At 63.3% G+C, this 19,276-nt stretch carries 19 protein-coding genes and 1 pseudogene; 7 read left to right on the forward strand and 13 right to left on the reverse strand.

Annotated features, from left to right (window positions below; all coding sequences use genetic code 11):
* The 3 genes from ACTHLA_RS11695 to ACTHLA_RS11705 form a co-directional block, all read right to left on the reverse strand.
* Window positions 1–671: ABC transporter ATP-binding protein (locus tag ACTHLA_RS11695; RefSeq protein WP_440189175.1), on the reverse strand; the 671-nt coding region annotated here is incomplete at its 3' end.
* A 3-nt stretch (window positions 672–674) separates the two neighbouring features.
* Complete coding sequence (locus ACTHLA_RS11700; protein WP_440189178.1) at window positions 675–1,670, reverse strand: FecCD family ABC transporter permease; 996 nt, start codon at window positions 1,668–1,670, stop codon at window positions 675–677.
* On the reverse strand, window positions 1,670–2,482 hold the full coding sequence (locus tag ACTHLA_RS11705) for an ABC transporter substrate-binding protein (RefSeq protein WP_440189182.1): 813 nt from the start codon (window positions 2,480–2,482) through the stop codon (window positions 1,670–1,672). The genes ACTHLA_RS11700 and ACTHLA_RS11705 overlap by 1 nt, the downstream gene beginning before the upstream one ends.
* Before the next feature lie 265 nt (window positions 2,483–2,747).
* Here ACTHLA_RS11705 and ACTHLA_RS11710 point away from each other — a divergent pair, with 265 nt between their 5' ends.
* Window positions 2,748–4,028, forward strand: a complete 1,281-nt coding sequence (locus ACTHLA_RS11710) for a glycosyltransferase family 2 protein (RefSeq protein WP_440189185.1) — start codon at window positions 2,748–2,750, stop codon at window positions 4,026–4,028.
* Here the strand turns inward: ACTHLA_RS11710 and ACTHLA_RS11715 are convergent.
* On the reverse strand, window positions 4,025–4,708 hold the full coding sequence (locus tag ACTHLA_RS11715) for an MBL fold metallo-hydrolase (protein WP_440189188.1): 684 nt from the start codon (window positions 4,706–4,708) through the stop codon (window positions 4,025–4,027). The two genes, ACTHLA_RS11710 and ACTHLA_RS11715, sit on opposite strands and share 4 nt — an antisense overlap.
* Before the next feature lie 185 nt (window positions 4,709–4,893).
* On the opposite strand from ACTHLA_RS11715, the gene ACTHLA_RS11720 reads away from it, so the two are divergent.
* Both ACTHLA_RS11720 and hrpB read left to right on the forward strand, forming a co-directional pair.
* Window positions 4,894–6,483: an amino acid permease gene (locus tag ACTHLA_RS11720; RefSeq protein ID WP_440189191.1), complete on the forward strand. Its 1,590-nt coding sequence runs from the start codon at window positions 4,894–4,896 to the stop codon at window positions 6,481–6,483.
* A 57-nt stretch (window positions 6,484–6,540) separates the two neighbouring features.
* A complete protein-coding gene (hrpB, locus tag ACTHLA_RS11725) occupies window positions 6,541–9,009 on the forward strand; it encodes an ATP-dependent helicase HrpB (protein WP_440189194.1) in 2,469 nt (822 codons plus the stop codon).
* A 390-nt stretch (window positions 9,010–9,399) separates the two neighbouring features.
* On the opposite strand, the gene ACTHLA_RS11730 is transcribed toward hrpB, so the two are convergent.
* The 5 genes from ACTHLA_RS11730 to ACTHLA_RS11750 form a co-directional block, all read right to left on the reverse strand.
* Entirely contained in the window at window positions 9,400–9,582 is a 183-nt protein-coding gene (locus ACTHLA_RS11730; protein WP_440189197.1) for a hypothetical protein, read from the reverse strand.
* 81 nt (window positions 9,583–9,663) lie between these two features.
* The gene (locus tag ACTHLA_RS11735; protein WP_440189199.1) at window positions 9,664–10,635 is read right to left on the reverse strand and encodes a bile acid:sodium symporter family protein; all 972 of its coding nucleotides are present in this window, start codon (window positions 10,633–10,635) and stop codon (window positions 9,664–9,666) included.
* A gap of 12 nt (window positions 10,636–10,647) precedes the next feature.
* Window positions 10,648–11,445 carry a TrmH family RNA methyltransferase gene (locus tag ACTHLA_RS11740; protein ID WP_440189202.1) on the reverse strand — a complete coding sequence of 266 codons (798 nt, stop codon included), beginning with the start codon at window positions 11,443–11,445 and terminating at the stop codon, window positions 10,648–10,650.
* Complete coding sequence (locus ACTHLA_RS11745) at window positions 11,438–12,358, reverse strand: class I SAM-dependent methyltransferase (protein ID WP_440189205.1); 921 nt, start codon at window positions 12,356–12,358, stop codon at window positions 11,438–11,440. Before ACTHLA_RS11745 ends, ACTHLA_RS11740 begins: the two co-directional genes overlap by 8 nt.
* Before the next feature lie 77 nt (window positions 12,359–12,435).
* Window positions 12,436–14,799 carry a transglycosylase SLT domain-containing protein gene (locus ACTHLA_RS11750; RefSeq protein WP_440189208.1) on the reverse strand — a complete coding sequence of 788 codons (2,364 nt, stop codon included), beginning with the start codon at window positions 14,797–14,799 and terminating at the stop codon, window positions 12,436–12,438.
* 186 nt (window positions 14,800–14,985) lie between these two features.
* On the opposite strand from ACTHLA_RS11750, the gene dapA reads away from it, so the two are divergent.
* The 3 genes from dapA to ACTHLA_RS11765 are packed head-to-tail and all read left to right on the forward strand — an operon-like array spanning window position 14,986 to window position 16,610.
* Entirely contained in the window at window positions 14,986–15,882 is an 897-nt protein-coding gene (gene dapA / locus ACTHLA_RS11755) for a 4-hydroxy-tetrahydrodipicolinate synthase (protein ID WP_440189211.1), read from the forward strand.
* Window positions 15,883–15,930: 48 nt separating this feature from the next.
* Entirely contained in the window at window positions 15,931–16,401 is a 471-nt protein-coding gene (gene smpB / locus ACTHLA_RS11760) for an SsrA-binding protein SmpB (RefSeq protein WP_440189214.1), read from the forward strand.
* Window positions 16,402–16,406: 5 nt separating this feature from the next.
* Window positions 16,407–16,610 carry a DUF6898 family protein gene (locus ACTHLA_RS11765; protein WP_440189217.1) on the forward strand — a complete coding sequence of 68 codons (204 nt, stop codon included), beginning with the start codon at window positions 16,407–16,409 and terminating at the stop codon, window positions 16,608–16,610.
* Between the two features lie 48 nt (window positions 16,611–16,658).
* Here the strand turns inward: ACTHLA_RS11765 and ACTHLA_RS11770 are convergent, their stop codons facing one another.
* Both ACTHLA_RS11770 and ACTHLA_RS11775 read right to left on the reverse strand, forming a co-directional pair.
* Complete coding sequence (locus ACTHLA_RS11770) at window positions 16,659–16,919, reverse strand: hypothetical protein (RefSeq protein ID WP_440189220.1); 261 nt, start codon at window positions 16,917–16,919, stop codon at window positions 16,659–16,661.
* Between the two features lie 110 nt (window positions 16,920–17,029).
* Window positions 17,030–17,641, reverse strand: coding sequence for a DUF4142 domain-containing protein (locus tag ACTHLA_RS11775; protein WP_440189223.1), 612 nt, complete (start codon window positions 17,639–17,641; stop codon window positions 17,030–17,032).
* A gap of 265 nt (window positions 17,642–17,906) precedes the next feature.
* Here ACTHLA_RS11775 and ACTHLA_RS11780 point away from each other — a divergent pair, with 265 nt between their 5' ends.
* Window positions 17,907–18,341, forward strand: coding sequence for a hypothetical protein (locus ACTHLA_RS11780; RefSeq protein ID WP_440189226.1), 435 nt, complete (start codon window positions 17,907–17,909; stop codon window positions 18,339–18,341).
* Window positions 18,342–18,373: 32 nt separating this feature from the next.
* Here ACTHLA_RS11780 and ACTHLA_RS11785 read toward each other — a convergent pair.
* Window positions 18,374–18,496 (reverse strand): annotated as a pseudogene (locus ACTHLA_RS11785) (IS5/IS1182 family transposase); the annotation flags it as partial.
* 230 nt (window positions 18,497–18,726) lie between these two features.
* On the reverse strand, window positions 18,727–19,276 hold a 550-nt coding region (locus tag ACTHLA_RS11790), incomplete at its 5' end, for an alpha/beta hydrolase-fold protein (protein ID WP_440189229.1).

The raw sequence follows: 19,276 nt of genomic DNA on the forward strand, positions 1-19,276 counted from the left end.
AGGTGGGTTTCGGTGAAGACCTTTTCCGGAGCGGCCAGGGCTTTGAGTTCGCCCTTGTGCATCAGCAGGATGTCGTCGGCGAATTGCGCGGCCAGGTGCAGGTCGTGCAGGGAGAGAACGATGGTCTGGCCTTCGGCGGCGCGTTGTTTCAGGCGGATCAGCACCTGTCTCTGCCAGGCCGGGTCGAGCGCGATCAGCGGTTCGTCGAGCAGCAGGGTTGAGGCCGGACTGGCCAGCACGCGCGCCAGCAGGACGCGGGCGCGCTGACCGCCGCTAAGGCCGAAGACGCCGCGGTCGCAGACCTCATGCAGGCCCAGCGCCTCCAGTTCGTTGAAGGCGCGCTGGCGGGCCAGGTCCGGCGTCAGATGCTGGGCGCCGAGCGCAGCGATATCGACGCACGGCAAGTCCCAGGCGATCGAGCGCTCCTGCGGCAGATAGGCGATATGACCGGCGCGGATCGGCGGCGGCATGTCCTTGATGAGCTTGTCATCGAGCGCGATCTCGCCTGCGCTGAGCGGCAGCAGGGCGGCCATCGCCTTCAAAAGCGTGGTCTTGCCCGCGCCATTGGGGCCGACCATGACATAGAGCCTGCCGGGCAGGAGGTCCGCGCTGACGCCGCGCACGACCTCTTGGCCGGAGAGTTTGACGCTGACATGGTCAAGTTTCAGCATGATCTAGTCCTGCATCCAGGATTTGGCGCTGCGCCAGGCCAGCAGGGCGAACAAGGGGGCGCCGACCAGCGAGGTGACGACGCCGAGGCGCAGCTCGCCGGTCGCGGGGATCATGCGCACCAGCGCGTCGGCGATCAGCACAATGATGGCGCCGGTCAGGGCCGAGGGCGCGATCAGCCGGTAGGGATCCTTGACGCCCATGGCGCGCACGAAATGCGGCGCGGCCAGGCCGACAAAGCCGATCACGCCCGCCACCGCCACCGACAGGCCGGCCAGCAGGCTGGCGCCGATCACCACAACTTGCGTCAGCCGCACCATATCCACCCCCATTGAGCGCGCGGTTTCTTCGCCCAGCGTCAGATAGCGCAGGCCCTTCGCCAGCCGGAAGCTCAGGCCGCCCGCAATGGCGAGGCCGAGCAGGCACATCAGCACGTCCCAGATATTGCGGTTCTCGACCGAGCCCATCATCCAGCCCAGCATCTCGGCGGTGGTGACCGGCGAGGGCGACAGGTTGAAGACCAGCGCCATCAGCGCGCCGCACAGGGCCGACAGGCCGACGCCGAGCAGGATCAGCGACTGGCGCTGCGGGAAGCGCTCGACGAAGACGAGCAGGATGATGGCCACCATCGTCGCCCCGATCAGAGCGAAACCGGCGACGGCGAAGTCGAGCAGGCCGAGGCCCAGCACGATGGCGATGGCGGCGCCGAGGCCTGCGCCCGCCGAGACGCCGAGCAGGCCGGGTTCGGCCAGCGGATTGCGCAACAGGCCCTGCATCAGGGCGCCGCTCATGCCCAGCATGGCGCCGACCCCGGCGGCGGCCAGATTGCGCGGCAGGCGGATGCCCCAGACGATCTCGGCGCCGATCGACTTCCAGTGGATCAGGGCGTCGAGCCACATGCCGCCGCTGAGGGGGACGTCGCCGAACAGCAGCAGCAGCGCGATCAGCGCGGCGACGAAGGCGCCCAGCCAGCTCATCAGGGCGGTCAGGGACAGATTCATCAGGGGTTTGTCTCCTGAGAGAGGTCGCGCAGGGCGTAGATGCTGAACCAGCCGCCGCAGGCCATGGCGGCGTCGGGCAGGGCGAAATGCGGCGTCTTTTGGATCAGGGCGCGCACCAGAGGCTGACGGCCCGGCACGCGCCGCATGGCGTAGCGGTCGTCATAATAGCCGAGCGCGAACACGTCGGGCTTCATGGCGATCAGCGCTTCCGGCGAGATGGGAAAATAGCCCTTCTGCGTCGTCGCCAGTCGAAAGCCCAGTGTGGTCAGCATGTCGCCGGTCAGGGTGTCGGCGCCTGCGCTGGTTCCGGTCGGGGTGTAGTACAGCACGGTCCGGCCGTGGCCGATATTGCGCACCTGCGACTGGGCTTCATCGAACTTGTGTGCGGCGATCTGGGCGCCCGCCTCGGCGTCGAGGGCGTCGCCGACCTTGAAAAGCTGAGCGCGGGCGGCGGCGAAGGACTGGACGTCGTCAATATTGATGACCTTGATCCCACGTCGTTGCAGTTCCTGAATCAGGCGCAGATCGCCGCCCCAGGTGCGCACGACCATGTCAGGATGCAGGGCGAGGACGGATTCGAGGCGCGGCTTGACGCGGCGCAGCCCCTGCGCGCGGTCGCGAAACCAGGAATCGGCGTAGCGCGCATGATCGGACAGGGCCAGAACGCGGTCGCGCTCGACCAGACCCAGCACATATTGATCGGCGCATTCGTCGAGCGAGACGAGGGTGGGGCCGCGCGCCAGAGCGGGCGCGGCGCTGAAGGCAAGAAGAATAATCGCGCATAAGGCGAGTATTTTTCGCAGCGGCGCCACCGACAATTGCTGTTACCCCTGATGAAAACCCGTCTTTCATTAACCCTGTTATCCGGGGATGAGATGCGGGGGCGCGATGAACAGGGCTTTGAGACCCGAATCCTTCGAACGTGGACAGGTCTATAAGGATTCTGGGCGCACAGGAACCGCTCGCATCCATCTTTTTCCGGGCGCGCGGCCCTTGCGGCGGCGGCGGACGCCGTTACGGGACATTGCCGCGGAAAGTTCGGCGCGTATCCGGCTGACGCGGGCGCAGGGCTGGGCTGTGGCCGGGTTTGCGGCGGCGCTGGCGCTGGCGGTCGGGCTGGCGCCGGGCGCGACGGGAGAGGTGGTCTATCTGCTGCTCTGGGTGCTGTTTGCAGGCAATGCCGGTTTGCGGCTGGCGGCGGCGCTGACGCCGCTGACGGGCGGTAAGACGCCGTATCTGCATCCGGGCCTGTTGCCGCGTTACACGGTGATCGTGGCGCTCTATCATGAGGCGGGAATCGCGGCGCAGGTGCTGGCGGCCATGCTGGCGCTGCGTTATCCGAAGGACCGGCTGGACATCGTGTTCGCGCTGGAGGCCGACGATGCGGAGACCATCAACGCCCTGCGTGGACTGGACCTGCCGGAGTATGTGCGGCTGTCGCTGACGCCGCCCGGTTTTCCGCGCACCAAGCCGCGCGCGCTGAACTACGCGCTGGCCGAGGCGCGCGGCGACCTGCTCGTGGTCTATGACGCCGAGGACCGGCCCGATCCGGGGCAGTTGCTGGAGGCGGCGCGCGCCTTCGCCGCCGGATCGCCGCGTCTGATCTGTTTGCAGGCGCCGCTGCGGCCCGTTGGCGCGGACGGCTTTATCGCGCGCCAGTTCGCCGCCGAATATGCGGTGCAGTTCGATGTGATTCTGCCCGCTATGGCGCGGATCGGGCTGCCGTTTCCGCTGGGCGGGACCAGCAATCATTTTCGCGTCGAGCCGTTGAAGAAGCTGGGCGGATGGGATGCGCACAATGTCACCGAGGACGCCGATCTGGGCGTGCGGCTGGCGGCGGCGGGCTATGAAAGCGGCCTGTTGCGCAGTCCGACGTCGGAGACGCCGACCGGATGCAGCCGGTCGTGGCTGCCGCAACGGACGCGCTGGATCAAGGGCTATATGCAGACCCTTTTGGTGCATACGCGCGTCAAGCGCAGCGCGCGCGTCTGGGCGGGGCTGGGGCTGGGCGTCGGGATGAGCGTGCTGGCGGCTCTGGCCTATGCGCCGCTGAGCGTGATGATGCTGGCGACGCTGACGCTCTACAGCTTGCAGGCTTTGTGCGATCCGGCGCGCGCGGTCATTGCGCCGGGGCTGGCCGATCTTTTGCTGTTCGTGCTGGGCAATGCGGCGGCGCTGTGCGCGCTGGTGGTCGGGCAGAGGCGCGCGGGCCTGCGGGTGCGGATCGGAGATCTGGCGACGGCGCCGTTTTACTGGGGTTTGCAGACCCTGGCGGCGGTGTTTGCGCTCTATCAGTTGTTCGCGCGGCCGTTTCACTGGGACAAGACCGAGCATAAGCCGGTCGCAGATAAGGTCTAACCGGGGCCTTGCGTGTTGGGACCTGCCCTGGCGATGACCTGGTCGGCGACGAAGGGGTTGGACTGGCGCTCAATGTTGAAGCTCGACATCGGGCCGTGGCCGCAGACGAAGCGGACATCGCCTAAAGGCCAGAGTTTCTGCGTGATGGCGTTAAGCAAATCGGCGTGGTCGCCGCGCGGGAAGTCGGTGCGGCCGATGGAGCCGCGGAACAGGACGTCGCCAACCTGAGCGAACTGGCTGTCGGGTTGATAGAAGACGACATGACCGGGCGTGTGGCCAGGGCAGTGGATCACCCGCCATTGCGTCTCGCCAAGCTGGACCGTATCGCCGTCCTCAAGCCAGCGGTCGGGGGTGAAGCTTTCGCCCTCCAGCCCCCAGCGCGCGGCGTCTTCGGGGATGCGGTCGATCCAGAACTGATCGTCGCGGTGCGGGCCTTCGATGAGCGCGCCGGTGCGGCGCTTCAGTTCGGCGGTGGCGCCCGCATGGTCGGCATGGCCGTGCGTGACCCAGATCTTTTCCAGCTTAAGCCCGCGCCGTTCGATTTCATGCAATATCGGGTCGAGATCGCCGCCGGGGTCGATGATCGCGCAGGCCTTCGTCTTATTGCACCAGACGACCGTACAGTTCTGCTGCAACGGCGTGACGGGGGCGACGAACAGGCTGATCGACGGATCGGACATGCTGGACTCATTCTAAGACGATAGCTGTGCGCTTATGGCAAGCGGCGGGGACGGGCGCAATCATCCGTTAAGCAAAGATAGTTGCAGATTTAATTTATGCGTTATAGGCTCAACCCCATCGAGGCCCGCGCAGAGGCTGAAAAGGGGCGTATGGGCTTGAAAATAATCAACAAAAAAGGTGAAAAATGAGCTTATGGCGCATTAAGCCGCTGGATGCGATCCTCGCGACAGCCGAGAAAAAGTCGCTGCACAGGTCGCTGGGGGCCGTGCAACTGACCCTGCTGGGGATCGGCGCGGTGATCGGGACCGGGATTTTCGTGCTGACAGCTGCGGCGGCGCAAAAGGCCGGTCCGGGCATGATGATCTCCTTCATCATCGCGGGTCTGGTCTGCGCCGTGGCGGCCCTGTGCTATTCCGAACTGGCCTCGATGGTGCCGGTGGCGGGTTCGGCCTATACCTATTCCTACGCCGTGATGGGCGAACTGGTGGCCTGGCTGGTCGGCTGGGCCTTGATTCTGGAATATGCGCTGGGCGCCTCCGCCGTGGCGGTGGGCTGGTCCGGCCATATTGTCGGTTTCCTGGATAGTGTTGGGCTTCACATCCCCCATGCCCTTACAGTCGGTCCTCCAATTTCCGTGGGTTTTCTCAAAGGAGGCGAAGTTGGAGGCTTTATAAACCTGCCCGCAGTGCTGATCACTGTCGCCGTTACAAGCTTATTGGTTATCGGTACAAGAGAAAGCGCCACGGCCAATGCCATTCTGGTCGCTATCAAGATCGCGGCGCTGACTCTGTTCATAGTCATCACTTTGCCGATGGCCACCGGCCATATGAGCAACTTCCACCCTTTTACACCACGCGGTTGGGGTAATCCGCTGAATGGAACCGGTACAGGCGTACTCGGCGCGGCGGCCTCGATTTTCTTCGCCTATGTCGGCTTCGACGCGGTTTCGACCGCCGCCGAGGAAACCAAGAACCCGCAACGTAATGTGCCAATCGGCTTAATTGGCTCGCTGATCATCTGCACCATCTTCTATCTGCTGGTGGCGGGCGGCGTGATCGGTTCATTCGGTGCGCAGCCGTTGGTCGATCCTGAAACCGGCACTTTCTTTTCCAATGCTACAAAGATGTATGCCAGCGCCGCTTGTACCTCTGCGCACGCTCCGTTGGTTTGTTCGAAGGAGGCATTGGCTTATGTCCTGCACGAAGTTGTGCCGCATAATCCGATTTTCGGTTATCTGGTCGGTCTAGCTGCGACGTTCGCCTTGCCTTCGGTCGTGCTCTTAATGATGTATGGACAGACCCGCGTCTTCTTCGTGATGGCGCGTGACGGTCTGCTACCCAAAGGTTTATCGGCGGTTCATCGTAAATTTAAGACTCCGTGGATCATCACCCTCGTTACTGGCGTGTTCGTGGCCGTGGCGGCAGCCTTCCTGCCTGTCGACTCGCTGGCTGACTATTCCAATGCCGGGACATTGTTTGCTTTCGCAGCAGCGTCGCTGGGTGTCATGATTCTGCGTTTCACCGACAAGACCCGCGCGCGTCCTTTCCGTACGCCGTTGCTGTTCGTGGTCGCGCCGCTGTCGATTGCGGGTTGCGCTCTGCTGTTCATAAATCTGGACAAGACGTCATGGTTTGTCTTCTTCGGTTGGACCGCGATTGGCCTCGTGCTCTACTTCTGCTACGGCTTCTGGAAGTCGAATGTGCGCCGTGGCGTGGTCGAGGTGCATGAAATGGACGATGATATTCCGCCGCCGTCCGTGCCGCCGATTGAGTAAGCGCTTTGCAGAAACAGGAAACCGCCCTAAACCGGGGCGGTTTTTTGTTGGACGCTGATGCTACCTGTTGAAGAGATATTTCCGGCGCTCAAAGCGCATCTGGCCGATGTGTCGAACACCGCGCTGATCATTGCGCCGCCGGGGGCGGGTAAGACGACCGGCGTGCCGCTGGCCCTGCTCGATGCGCCGTGGCTAGAGGGCCAGTCCATCGTTTTGCTGGAGCCGAGGCGTCTGGCGGCGCGGGCGGCGGCGGCGCGCATGGCTGAGACTCTGGGCGAGCGCGTGGGCGAGACGGTCGGCTTCCGGGTGCGCGACGAAAGCCGGATCGGGCCGAAAACCCGCATCGAGGTCGTAACCGAGGGCATTTTCAGCCGCCGCATTCTCGATGATCCGGCGCTGGAGGGCGTGGCCTGCGTGATCTTCGACGAGTTTCACGAACGCAGTCTCGACGCCGATCTGGGCCTCGCCTTCGCCCGCGATGCGCAAGGCGTGCTGCGCGAGGATTTACGCCTGATCGTCATGTCCGCGACCCTCGACGGCGACCGCGTGCTGGAGCTGCTGCCCGAAGCCGGACGGTTCGAATCGCAGGGGCGGACCTTTCCGATAGACACCCATTATCTGGGCCGCGACCAGAACCTGTTGATGGAGGCCGATATCGCGCGGCATGTGGCGCGTCTGTCGGTGAAACTGACGCCGGAACGCGCCGAGACCATGCTGGTCTTTCTGCCGGGGCAGGGCGAGATTCACCGCGTGGCGCGCAACCTCGATGAGAGCGGCCTGCCGCCGCATATTGAGGTGCATAAACTTTACGGCGCGATGGAGTTTCGCGACCAGCAGGCGGCGCTGGCGAAAAATGCGCCGGGGCGGCCCAAGATCGTGCTGGCGACGGCCATCGCCGAAACCTCGCTGACGCTCGACAAGGTGGCGATGGTGGTCGATTGCGGCCTGTCGCGATTAGGACGGTTCGATCCGGCGCGCGGCGTGACGCGCTTTGTCACCGAGCGCGTGTCGAAGGCTTCGGCGGACCAGAGGCGCGGTCGCGCGGGGCGCACGCAGGCTGGCGACGCCTACCGACTGTGGGACGCCGAGCAGGATCGCTCGCTGATCCCGTTCGCACGGCCGGAAATATTGGAGACGGACCTGTCGCAACTGGCTCTGTCCTTGCGGCTATGGGGCGCGAAATCGACGCAAGGCCTGTCCCTGCTCGATCATCCGCCCTCCGCCGCTATGAGTGAGGCGGTTCGGCTGTTGCAGGCTCTGGGCGCGCTGGATGCGGCGGGTGATTTGACCGGGCATGGTCGTCTCATGGCGCAGTTGCCGATGGCGCCGCGTCTGGCGCACATGCTGCTCAAGGCCGCAGAGGCGGGCGCAGCGGAGACGGGGGCGCAACTGGCCGTGCTTTTGAGCGAGAACGGCGTCGGCGGTCGCAGCGTCGATCTGGACGCGCGGCTGGCGGCGCTGGCGCGCGATACATCGGCCAAGGTGACGCAGGCGCGGAGGCTGGCCGAGGGCTGGGCGAAGTCGGCGGCTGCTCTGGTCGGCGCGCGCGCCAAACAGGCGGGCGGGCGCAGTTTCGCGCATCATCTGCTGGCCGAATGTTTCCCTGAGCGGGTCGCCAAAGCGCGCGACAAGCCGGGCCAGTTTGTGATGGCCAATGGACGCGGCTGCTATGTCGATGAGCACGATGCGCTGGCGCGCGCCGAGTTTCTGGCGGTCGGCGACCTCGGCGGCGGCAAGGATCGCGATCGGGTTTTGCTGGGGGCGGCGCTGAGCGCGGATGAGGTGCGCCATCTGTTCGCCGACCGGCTGGAGACGACAATCGCCTTGCAGCGCGGCGGGTCTGGCTTTCGCGCATTCGAGGAGACGCGGCTCGGCGCGCTAGTGCTGGCGTCAAAACCGCTGGACCGGGTTCCGCCTGACATGCTGGTTGAGGTCGAGGCTGAGGAGATACGCGCCAAGGGGCTGAAGGCGCTGAAATTTTCCGATCACGCTGAGAGCTTTCGGGCGCGCGTGGCCTTCCTGCGCGGTCAGGACGAAACCTGGCCGGATATGTCGGATGAGGCGCTGCTGGCAGGGCTGGCCGACTGGCTGGGGCCGTATGCGGCGGGGCGGTCAATGCTGAGCCTGGGCGCCGATGTGGTGACGCAAGGCTTGAAAGGCCTGCTCAGTCACGAGCAGCAGCGCGCGCTCGACAAGCTGGCGCCGGAGACGCTGAGAATGCCGACCGGCTCGCACATGCGCATCGACTACGCCGCCGAGGGCGGGCCGCGCGTCGAGGTGCGGGTGCAGGAGCTTTATGGCGTGACGCAGCATCCGACGGTGGGGCCGCAACGTACGCCGGTGACGCTGGCCCTGTTGTCGCCCGCGCATCGGCCCATTCAGATCACCCAAGACCTGCCCGCCTTCTGGGACGGCTCATGGCGTGAGGCGCGCATCGAGATGAAGGGCCGCTATCCGCGCCATGTCTGGCCGGAAAATCCGCGTGAGGCCGACCCGACGACGCGGGCCAAGCCCAGAGGGACTTAAATCGTAATGCAGCCCGCCATGGCCACGCCGATCAGCGGCAGGATGAGCAGTTTCAGGATCAGGGAGGTGACGCGATTCATGGGGAACTCCTTGCGATTCGTCGCCAGCATAGGCGGAGCCACATAAACGGCCAATAGCAAAAGCCCGCTGATTAGAGCGCCGATCTGATGGAATCAGATCGGCGCTCTAAGTTTTCGTTTTGTCGCTCTTCCTTATCCAAAAAGTGGCAGCCACTTTTTGGGGAAACGCTCTGAGGCGGGCTTTCGGTTAGCGATGCGTCTGGGTGAAGTTTTCACCGCTGCGGTCGATGATGATGCAGCCGCTTAAAGACGCGGCGATCAGGATCACGCCGGCGAGAATGGCTATGGATTTCATTTTAGTCCCCTTGAGTTACGAAGCGGCGGGCGCGTCGCCGGTCGGCGCGGGCTTTTCATCCGGCGCGGGCTTTTCCGGTGCGGATTTGTAATGGTGCATGCTGTGGAAGGTGGTCTTGTCCGGGCTGACATAGACGATGCAGCCGCTTAAAATCACGGCCAGTCCGGTCAGCAGGGCCAGTGTGGCGATGGTTTTCATGTGATGTGCCCCCTTGAGTGCGCTGTCAGGCTATGCGGCATGATATGAACGCAAAATGAACCGGAAGAACCTTAAATCTTTTTAATTTTCAGCCTGTTTCGCCCATCGCGACGCCAGCGGCGTGCAGATCAGCAATTGCAGCGGATGGTAGATCATGATCGGCAGCAGGATCAGACCGAGGCTGGACGGATGCGACGCGAAGATCAGGGCGGCCATCGGCACACCGGTCGCCAGACTTTTCTTGGTGCCGCAGAAGACGACGGCGGCGCGCGCCGGGGCGTCCACGCCGAGGCGTTTTGAGGCGAACAGGAGCAGGTTGAGCACAAGGAAGAACAGGATGAGCGTGGCGGCGGCGACCAGCAGCAGGACAGCGGGGCGGTTATCGCTCCAGATATGGCGCATGAACGAGTCGCAGAACGAGGTATAGACCAGCAGCAGAATAGCGCCGCGGTCGGCGGTCTGGGTCAGCTTTTTGTGGCGGGCGAGGACTGCGCCGATCAGCGGGCGCGCCAGTTGGCCGACGATCAGCGGCAGGACCAGCCAGATCAGCAGGTCAAGGAAAACGCTTAAGATATCGAGGTGTTGACCGGAAGACTTCAACATCAGGCTCATCCACAGGGGCGTGGCGAAGATGCCGATCAGGCTGGACAAGGTGGCGTTGAATACGGCGACCGGCACATTGCCGCGCGCGGCGGCGGTCATGGCGACCGAGGACGAGACCGTCGAGGGCAGGGCGCACAAGTAGAAAAAGCCGAGCCGCAGGTCGGGGGTGATGAAACTTCCAAACGCCGCCAGCGCCGCCAGCCCGATCAGTGGGAACAGCAGGAAGGTTGCGCTCTGAATGGCGATGTGCAGCCGCCAGCGGAGGACGCCGTCTTTCAGGGCCTTGAAGGACAGGCCCGCGCCATTGAGGAAGAAGACGAGGGCGATGCTGGCCTTGGTGAGCAGGTCAGGATGCAGCCAGCCGCCAGACGCGCCGGGCGCGGGGAACAGGGCGGCCAGAACGATGGCGACCACCATGCCGGTCAGGAACGGGTCGAGGCGGAACTTCACCGGCGGCCTCGCCTACAGTCCCTGCGCGGCGTAGATCATGATGCCGGTGGCGACGGACAGGTTGAGGCTGTCGGCGCGGCCGCGCATCGGGATTTTGACGTTGGTGTCGCAGATGGCGGCCAGTTCCGGCGTCAGGCCCGACTGCTCCGTCCCCATCAGGATCAGGCTGGGGCGGCGATAATCGGCGGTGCGGTGGTTGTACGTGGCGGTCAGAAGCGTGCCAACCACCGCGCCGGTCCAGCGTTGGCGGTCGGCTAGAAACGCCTCGCGCGTGCACTTGACGATGGGCAGGGCGAAGATCGAGCCCATGGTGGCGCGCACGGTTTCGACTGAGAACGGATCGACGCAATCACCGATCAGGATCACCCCGCCAATGCCCGCCGCATCGGCGGTGCGGATGATGGTGCCTAAGTTTCCGGGGTCGCGCACCTGCTCCAAAGCCACCCAGACATCGGCGGATTGCGGGTCGATATCGTCAAGGCCGCGCATCATCTGGTCGAACACGGCCATGACCATTTGCGGATTGTCTTTACGCGAAATTTTTTCAAGAATTTCGCGGGTTACCTCAAGAACCTCGCCTTTGGCCGCAAGCGTCGCGTCGATGGCGCGCGTCAGCATGGGATGGCGACCGCCCGCGCCTTCCGGGCCGCAGACCAGGATGCGCGGCGCATAGCCCTGATCGAGCGCGTCGATAATGATCTTCAGCCCTTCGGCCAGAAAACGGCCCGACGCCTCGCGCTCTTTGCGCATATGCAGGGCGCGAATGTCCTTCACGCTCTGATTGGTCAGCGAGGTGATCTGTTTAAGCATCGCGCCATCTCGCAAAGAAGGACAGGCCGATCTCGCGCGGCGGCAAGGCAGACGGCTTCTGGCCCTTTGGCGGGCGGGCGTCTTCGATCAGGGTCAGTTCGCCGTGGTCGATGAGGCCGCCGCGCGCGGGGCCGACCGCTTCGGCGACGAGGTGCGCCAGCGCCGGGCCGGAGACGCGCGCCGCATAGGCGTTGAGCAGCAGGAAGGCCGCCTCATCGCTGAGGAGCTGCGCGCACAGATGGATCATTTCGGGCAGGTCTTCGAACAGACGCCAGACCTCGCCGGTCGGGCCGCGTCCGTATTTCGGCGGATCAAGGATGATCCCTTCGTATTTCGAGCCGCGCTTGACCTCGCGCTGCACATATTTGCGCGCGTCCTCACAGATCCAGCGGATCGGCGCGTCCTGCATCCCCGACAGGGCCGCATTGTCGCGCGCCCAGCCGATGGCCTTTTTCGAGGCGTCCACATGGGTGACCTTTGCGCCCGCCGCCGCCGCGCTCAAACTGGCGACGCCGGTATAGCCGAACAGGTTGAGGACGCGCATATTGGGGCGTTTGGCGATGGCCTCGCGCTGCCATTGCCAGTTGGCGGCCTGTTCAGGAAAGAAGGCAAGGTGACGGAAGCTGGTGAAACGGCCATAAAAGCTGACATCCCGCCACGACAGCGCCCACTGTTCCGGCGGACGGCGGCGAAAGGTCCAGCGGCCTTCGTCCTCGTCATTGGACGGGTCAAACTCGGCGTCGGCCCGGTCCCAGAGATCGGGATATTTCGGCGCCCACCAGCATTGCGGTTCCGGGCGCACGACCAGAAAGTCGCCATAGCGTTCCAGCTTGCGGCCATGGCCGGAATCGACGAGCGCGTAATCGTCCCAGGGCGCTGTGCGCAAGGTGGTGGCTGTGTCGGTGATGATCATGCTGTTCGCATAGTCGCGCCGGGCTTGGGAGTAAAGCGGTTATAGGAAGAGGGGAACCATCTGTGGTCCAAAACGACTTAGCGGCGCTTTTTGTGCTTGCTGGCGCTCTTTTTCGCGTGGGTGGCCGTCTTCTTCTTGCTTGTCGTCTTCTTTTTCTTTGCGGTTCTCTTTTCCGGCGCTGGCGCGGCTTTGGGCGCAGCGGCGAGGGCGGCGGCTGCGACGGCGTCCTGAGCCTGCGCCTTTTGATAATCGGCATAGGACATCGGGCCGTCGGGCAGGGAGCCGTCGCCGACATCCGTGGCGTCAAAGGCGCCGAAGCTTCCCGGCGTTCCCTGGGTAATGTCCGCCGTCGCGGTCAGCGGCGCGGTTCCGCCGTTCAGGCGGGCGCGATAGACGCGCATGTTCTCGGTCACGCGCATCATATAGTTGCGCGTCTCGGTCAGCGGCATGCACTCGATGAAGGACAGGGCGTCCGCGCCTTGTCCGCGCGGATCGCCGCACTGCGCGACCCACTGGCCCATGCGGCTGGGACCGGCATTATAGCCCGCCGAGGCCAGGATGTAGGAGCCGCCCATACGGCTGACCAGTTCGCCCAGATGATAGGCGCCGAGCGTCATATTGTAGTCGGGCTGGTAAAGCTGGCTTTCGGAGTAGCCGATGCCGAGCCGGTTCGCGACGGCGCGGGCGGTCGAAGGGATCAACTGCATCATGCCGCGCGCATTGGCCGCCGAACGCACGGAAGGATCAAAGCCCGATTCCTGGCGCGTAATGGCCAGCACATAGGCTTTTTCCGGGGCCGGAACATTGGGCACGTCGCGGATCGGGAAGGCGCGTTCGGGCAGGTAGAAGCCGCGTTGCAGCGACATGCGCGCCACCTTCATGGCGATGGTCGGCGTATCGTAGGTCGCGGTCAGATCGACCAGCAGCGCCTCCTCCTCGGCATTGGGCAGCACGGTGTCGAGGTCGAGAACGATGGCGCGGAACAGGCCCATCTCGCCGATAGCGCCCAGCATGCGGGCGGCCTTGACCTCCTCGCGGCTTTCAAAGCGCGCCGTATCGGCAGGCGTAGGGACCGGATCCTTGCCAAGCGAGATCTGCGTCACACCCGCCTTTTCGGCGGCCATCTGGCCGTAAAAGGCGTAGATATATTGCCCGCCCTTGACGTACCAGTCGTGGGCGATCTGCGCGTCGCCGGGATGGTTGCGGGCCTCGTAGGCGCGGCCCAGCCAGTAGTCGGCGCGCCCCTGCGTGATCGGCGAGGTGCCCGCCGCCGCCACGCCCTGGAAATGGGTGATGGCGTCGTCGGGACGGTTCAGCTTCACAAGCGCGATCCAGCCCGCGAAGAAGTCGGCCTCGGCCTGCGGCTCGCCGCCGTCGAAGCCGCCATTGTTCATCGCCTCATAGGCGGCGGGATAATTGCCCGCCTTGAGCGCGGCGCGGAAATAGATGAGGCGCGTGCGGTAGAGCTGCGTCGCTGCGCCGGGGCTCATCGAGGCGGGTGGCAAATCGGCCAGCAGGCCGAAGCCGAGCGGCTCAAGCCCCTTGGACGACAGGTAGCGGGCGCGGGCATAGGCCAGAACCTTATTGTGCGGATCGAGCGCCAATGCGCTTTGATACAGGCCGTCGGCGCTGGCGGCGCCGGAGCGCATGGCGATGGCCGCGTTGGCCACGGCGGCGGTGGTCGCATCGACATAGGGCAGGATCGCGCTGATCGTCTGTGACGAAGCGTTCTGCGTATCGAGAATCAGGCAGTTCACGCGCGCTGCGCTGTCATCCGGCGTCAGAAAACGCGAAAACGCCTGATAGAAGTTGGCCTCGCCGGTGGCGTCGAACACCTGCGTTCGCCACCATTGTTTCGCCAGGGCCTGCGCTTCGGGGAGGCGGTTGAGCGCGATATAGGCGTTGATCAGCGCGGTTGCGCCCGGCAGGCTTTGCGGCGGCGCACCGTTGAACCAGTCGGCGACCTGCTGCGGCGTCAGGCCCGCTGAGTCGATCATCTTTTCGGCGGCGATCTGGCGATTGTTGGCGCGTGGCCAGCCCCACAGGTCGCGGCGCGCGGCGTCGAGACGGGCGAAAGAATAGATGCCGCCGCTATCGACGCTGTTGTTGATAATGGTCCAGGTAAGAATCTTGCGCGCCACCGGATCGGTGAGATTGGCGGACATCGCGTCGGCGCCAGCGAAATCGCGCGACTTCACCGCCTGAAGCGCCTGTTCCAGCAGGGCCGAATCGCTGGCTGACAGCGGCGTCGGGCCGTGGACGGACACAGGTTCCGGGGTTGTGCTGAGCTGGTTATAAGGAATCGGGCCGCTATTGGGGCTGCCGCCGTCTTCGTCCTGCGCGTGCGATGGCCCGGTCAGGGCCAGGGCGCAGACGCCGCAGATCAGACCCAGCCGACGCAGGTTGTGGTAGGGGCTGACGGGACGGCGGCTGGAGGGCATGGGAATCCTTTCATGACGCGGTGCGAAGACTATAGATGATAGTTTCTTTTTAGAAAGCCATTGCGGCGAAAGCGCAGTCGCCCTAAGGCTAATTTCCATATTGATTGCGCCGGATGCGGCGGCCAAGACACAAGTTCCGGCTGTCTCATCACGTTTTATGGCGCGGTTCTGGATCACGGATTTACGATGAGTGACGCAACTGCCGCCCCCCTGTTCAAGGGAGTCATTACCGCCCTGGTGACGCCTTTCCGCAATGGCGAGGTCGATTACGACGCCTTCAAGGCGCAGGTCGAGCGTCAGATTGCGGCGGGCGTTGACGGGCTGGTGCCGGTCGGCACGACGGGCGAAACCTCAACCCTGAGCATGGACGAGCACAAGGCGATCGTGAAGCTGTGCGTCGAAACCGCCGCCGGGCGCGTGCGGGTGATTGCGGGCGCGGGCTCGAACAACACCGCCGAGACTCTGGAGCTGGCGCAGCACGCCAAGGCGGTTGGCGCCGACGCCGTGCTGGTGGTGGTTCCCTATTACAACAAGCCGTCTCAGGAAGGTTTATATCAGCATTTCAAGGCCCTGAACGACGCGGTTCAGATTCCGGTTCTACTGTATAATGTGCCGGGCCGCACCGTGATCGACATGAGCAATGAGACCATCGTGCGCCTGTCGAAACTGCCCAATATTGTCGGCATCAAGGACGCGACCGGGGCGCTGGACCGCATGAGCCAGTTACGCGTTGAGATCGAACCGGGCTTCTCTTTCATCTCTGGCGACGATCCGACCTTCCTTGGCTATATGGCGCATGGCGGGCATGGGGTGATTTCGGTGACCTCGAACGTCGCGCCGGACGCGATGGTGGCGCTCTATCAGGCTGTGCAGCAGGGGGCGTGGGAGACGGCGCTGGGCTGGCAGGATAAGCTGATCCGGCTGCACAAGGTTCTGTTCGCCGACGCTTCGCCGTCGCCGACCAAGTATGCGATGAGCCGGTTGGGTCTTTGCACGGACGAGGTGCGTCTGCCGATCGTGGCGTGTTCGCAGGCCGTGCGCCCTCTGGTCGATCAGGCGATGGCCGTCGCGGGGCTGGGGTGATTTTCAGCGACGGCGCGCCTATATAGGTAAGCCTGAGATAATAAGATCATGGCCGAAACCCAATCCAATTTCAAAGTCATCGCCGATAACCGCCGGGCGCGCTTCGATTATTTCCTTGAGAATAATCTGGAGGCGGGCATTGCCCTGACCGGGACCGAGGTGAAGTCGCTGCGGCAGGGCCGGGCGAACATCGCCGAATCCTATGTCAGCGTCGAAGGCGACGAGCTGTGCCTGATCAATGCCGACATCCCGATCTACGGCCACGGCAACCGCTTCAACCACGCGCCGCGCCGCATCCGTAAACTGCTGCTGCATCGTAAGGAAATCCACCGCTTCATCGTCGCCACCCAACGCGAAGGCATGACCATCGTGCCGACCAAGCTCTATTTCAACGATAAGGGCATGGTGAAGCTTGAGATCGCTTTGGCCAAGGGTAAAAAGATCCACGACAAGCGCGAAACCGAGGCCAATCGCGACTGGCAGCGCGATAAGGCGAGGCTGCTGCGCGAACGGGGGTAGGCGGCATGGCCGAGGTCTATATCGAACTGCGACGCAACGGCGCCTATCTGAAATGCACGGCGACCTGCGCCGAGACGGGCAAGGAAGCCATCGCGGTCGGACCGGTCAACGATCCAGAAGGCGTCAAGCGGCTGGCCGTGCTGAAGCTGCGCAACAAGCTGGAGGCGCGCAGGCCGCTGAAACCGGGCGGCGGAGGGATCGTTGTGTGACGCCGGGCGCCGGTTGCGCAGATCGCCAGGCGAATCCACGAGTTTTGGTCAGGAGCGGCGATACGATGGGTCCGTGTCGAGCGCGTCCTGATTGGTCACCTCTTCCCAACCGTCGATATAGACATTGACCTCGCCGCCGGGCAGGTTTTCCACGCGATCGACAATGGCCGGGCTGCCGTACCGCTCGTGCAAAACCTCATCGCGGATGATGTGATTGGGGACGGGAGGATCGACGAAAGCGAAATCCTCTGAGGCGAACACTTCCTCGCCAGTGTTGTTGTCGATCAGATGGTAGATTATGGCCGTCATGATGCGTCTCCTGTCTGCATAGGGAAACGCAAAATTTATAAACGGGCAATGCGGTATTCGGTCGCTGGGCGGGTCGCAGGCGCGGCGTCCGTTCGCCGCGCCCGTTGGCGTCACATCTTGTCGATGGCGTCCTTATGCGCCTTCAGGGTCGGCAAGGTGTTGGCGGCGAAATCTTTCAAAGCCGGATCGTCGCCGTTTTTGGCGTAATTGTCGAACAGGCTGACGGCTTCGCTGTGCGCGTCCTTCTGGTCGCTGATGTAATCGTCGTCAAAATCCTTGCCGGTCTTGGTCTTCAGGTCGTCCAGCTTCGACTGATGCGCGTCGTCAAGCGTCGTGGACGGCGCAGTGACCGCGCCGGATTTGGCGACGGCGGCGGCCATAGCCTTGCCCGCCTCAGTGTGATCCTTGACCATGCGTCTGGCGAAGGCCAGGACGTCGGCGTTTTTCGACGTCTTGAGCGCCAACTGGCTTTCGTCAATTTCAAACTGATTGGCGACCGCCGCCTTGTTGACGAAATCCTGCGGCGTATCCGGCGTCACGGCGTCGGCGATCATGGAGCCGGTGTCGGACATCATGGCGCCTGCGTCGGACATGGCGCTGCTGGCGGTTTCGCTGGTTTGCGTCTGCTGGGTCTTGTTGCAGGCCGACAGGCTGAAAGCCCCGGCGGCTAACGCGGCGCAAACCGACGTGGTCATGAGACGGGAGCGGGTGAGCTTGAACATGGCGTATCCTCACGAGGTTGTGAACGCCGGCCATGCTACGCGCCGTCACATAAAATCGCGCCCTGTGAAGGCGCGGCAAATGCAAAGAGACGATAGGAAACCACAGACACCAAACGCCGGAGCGAACTCAAGTGCTGGAAAAAGCCTGGGCGATGGCGTCTGTTCCCCCCGAAAGTCGCTTTCATATGGAGGCGTTTTACGATATTCAAATGGTAGCGCTATCAAATAGCGTGCAAAATCAATAAGACCTACAGGGACTCTCATTATGCTGAAACGCGGCGCATCGACGCTGGCCCTTGCGGCCTGTCTTATCTTCACCCCGGCGGCGCACTCCTCGGCCCAGGCCGCCGCGCAAGACGCAACTAAGGCCGACCCTGCAATTCTGGCGATTTTTCTGCTTTTGGCGGCAACATCATCCCAACAGTATATCTATGTGCCGCCAGCGAACCCAAAACTTGTAGGGCTTCATCCTGATCCAACTCAACATACTTCAAGCCCGCGCGAAGACAGCGATAACGAAACGCCGAGTAACAAGAAACCGTCAGCCGTTGACCGCAATAGATTTTTTGGTCCCGCCCCACTTGTTATTTCAGCTAAAGGGACGATCAAGCGCGGAGAAACATCGGGATATTTAAATGGAGTCAAATACGCTTGCGCCGACAAACGATGCCGAACAGCAGTTATTGACCATGGTTCATAGTGGAAAATAGGCTCAGGACTCATTGATTAGAGCTAGAAGATTACGGTGGCGGCAATGGCAATTGCTGAGAAGAAGGTGAGTGCGCACCTGTCATAGCGGGTATGGATGCGTCGCCAGTCTCTCAGCTTTCCGAGCATATTTTCGATCTTGTGCCGACACCTGTAGAGCGCTTTGTCGTGAGGCATCATCGCCTTGCGATTGGCCTTGGGCGGGATGATCCGCCGGTCATCAACTCTCGGAACACCATGCGATAAAGGAAAGAATGGTTCGATCCGACGCATCTGAGCTTCGCTCAGCATAAACAAATCACCCATCGCCGCATACCTCCATGCAACGAGTGGATCAGCCATTCAGCGACTAGGCAACATTTTAATAGGTCCTGAGCCTAGTCCTCTGCAAATTTAAGGTGTTGGCTGAAGAACGGCACGACGTGGTTCTGGAAGCGGTCGGCGACGGCGCTGGTGTGGGTGCCGGAATAGATCTCAAAACTGTTGGCGATGCCGTAGGAATCCAAGATGTCATGCAGCTTGGCGGCGTCAATGCGCAGGCCGTCCTGATCGCCGACATCTATCGCGATGGCGTTGTACTGCTTCAGATTGGAAATGTACTGATCCACCATGGCCAGGGGCGCATTGGCGGCCCATTTGGCCAGCACGTCTGGCTGCGGTGCGCCATCCTTGGTCGGCAGATCGAGATAGAGCGGCGGCGCCTTGGGATCGGGCGACCAGGCGGCGGCGCTGGCCAGCATGGCGCGGCTCATCCAGTCGGCTTTTTCGGCCTCATCCTTGGTGGTAATCGCCTCCAGCTTCTTGCCGATCTCGGCCGGCGGCGCGCCGCGCGCCGACAGGCAGCACGGGCTCATAATATAGAGCGCGCCGAACACTTCGGGGTATTTCATGCCGATGCGCGTCGTTCCATAGCCGCCCATGGAGTGA

The sequence above is a fragment of the Asticcacaulis sp. genome (genome assembly GCF_051956075.1).
Lineage (GTDB): Bacteria > Pseudomonadota > Alphaproteobacteria > Caulobacterales > Caulobacteraceae > Asticcacaulis.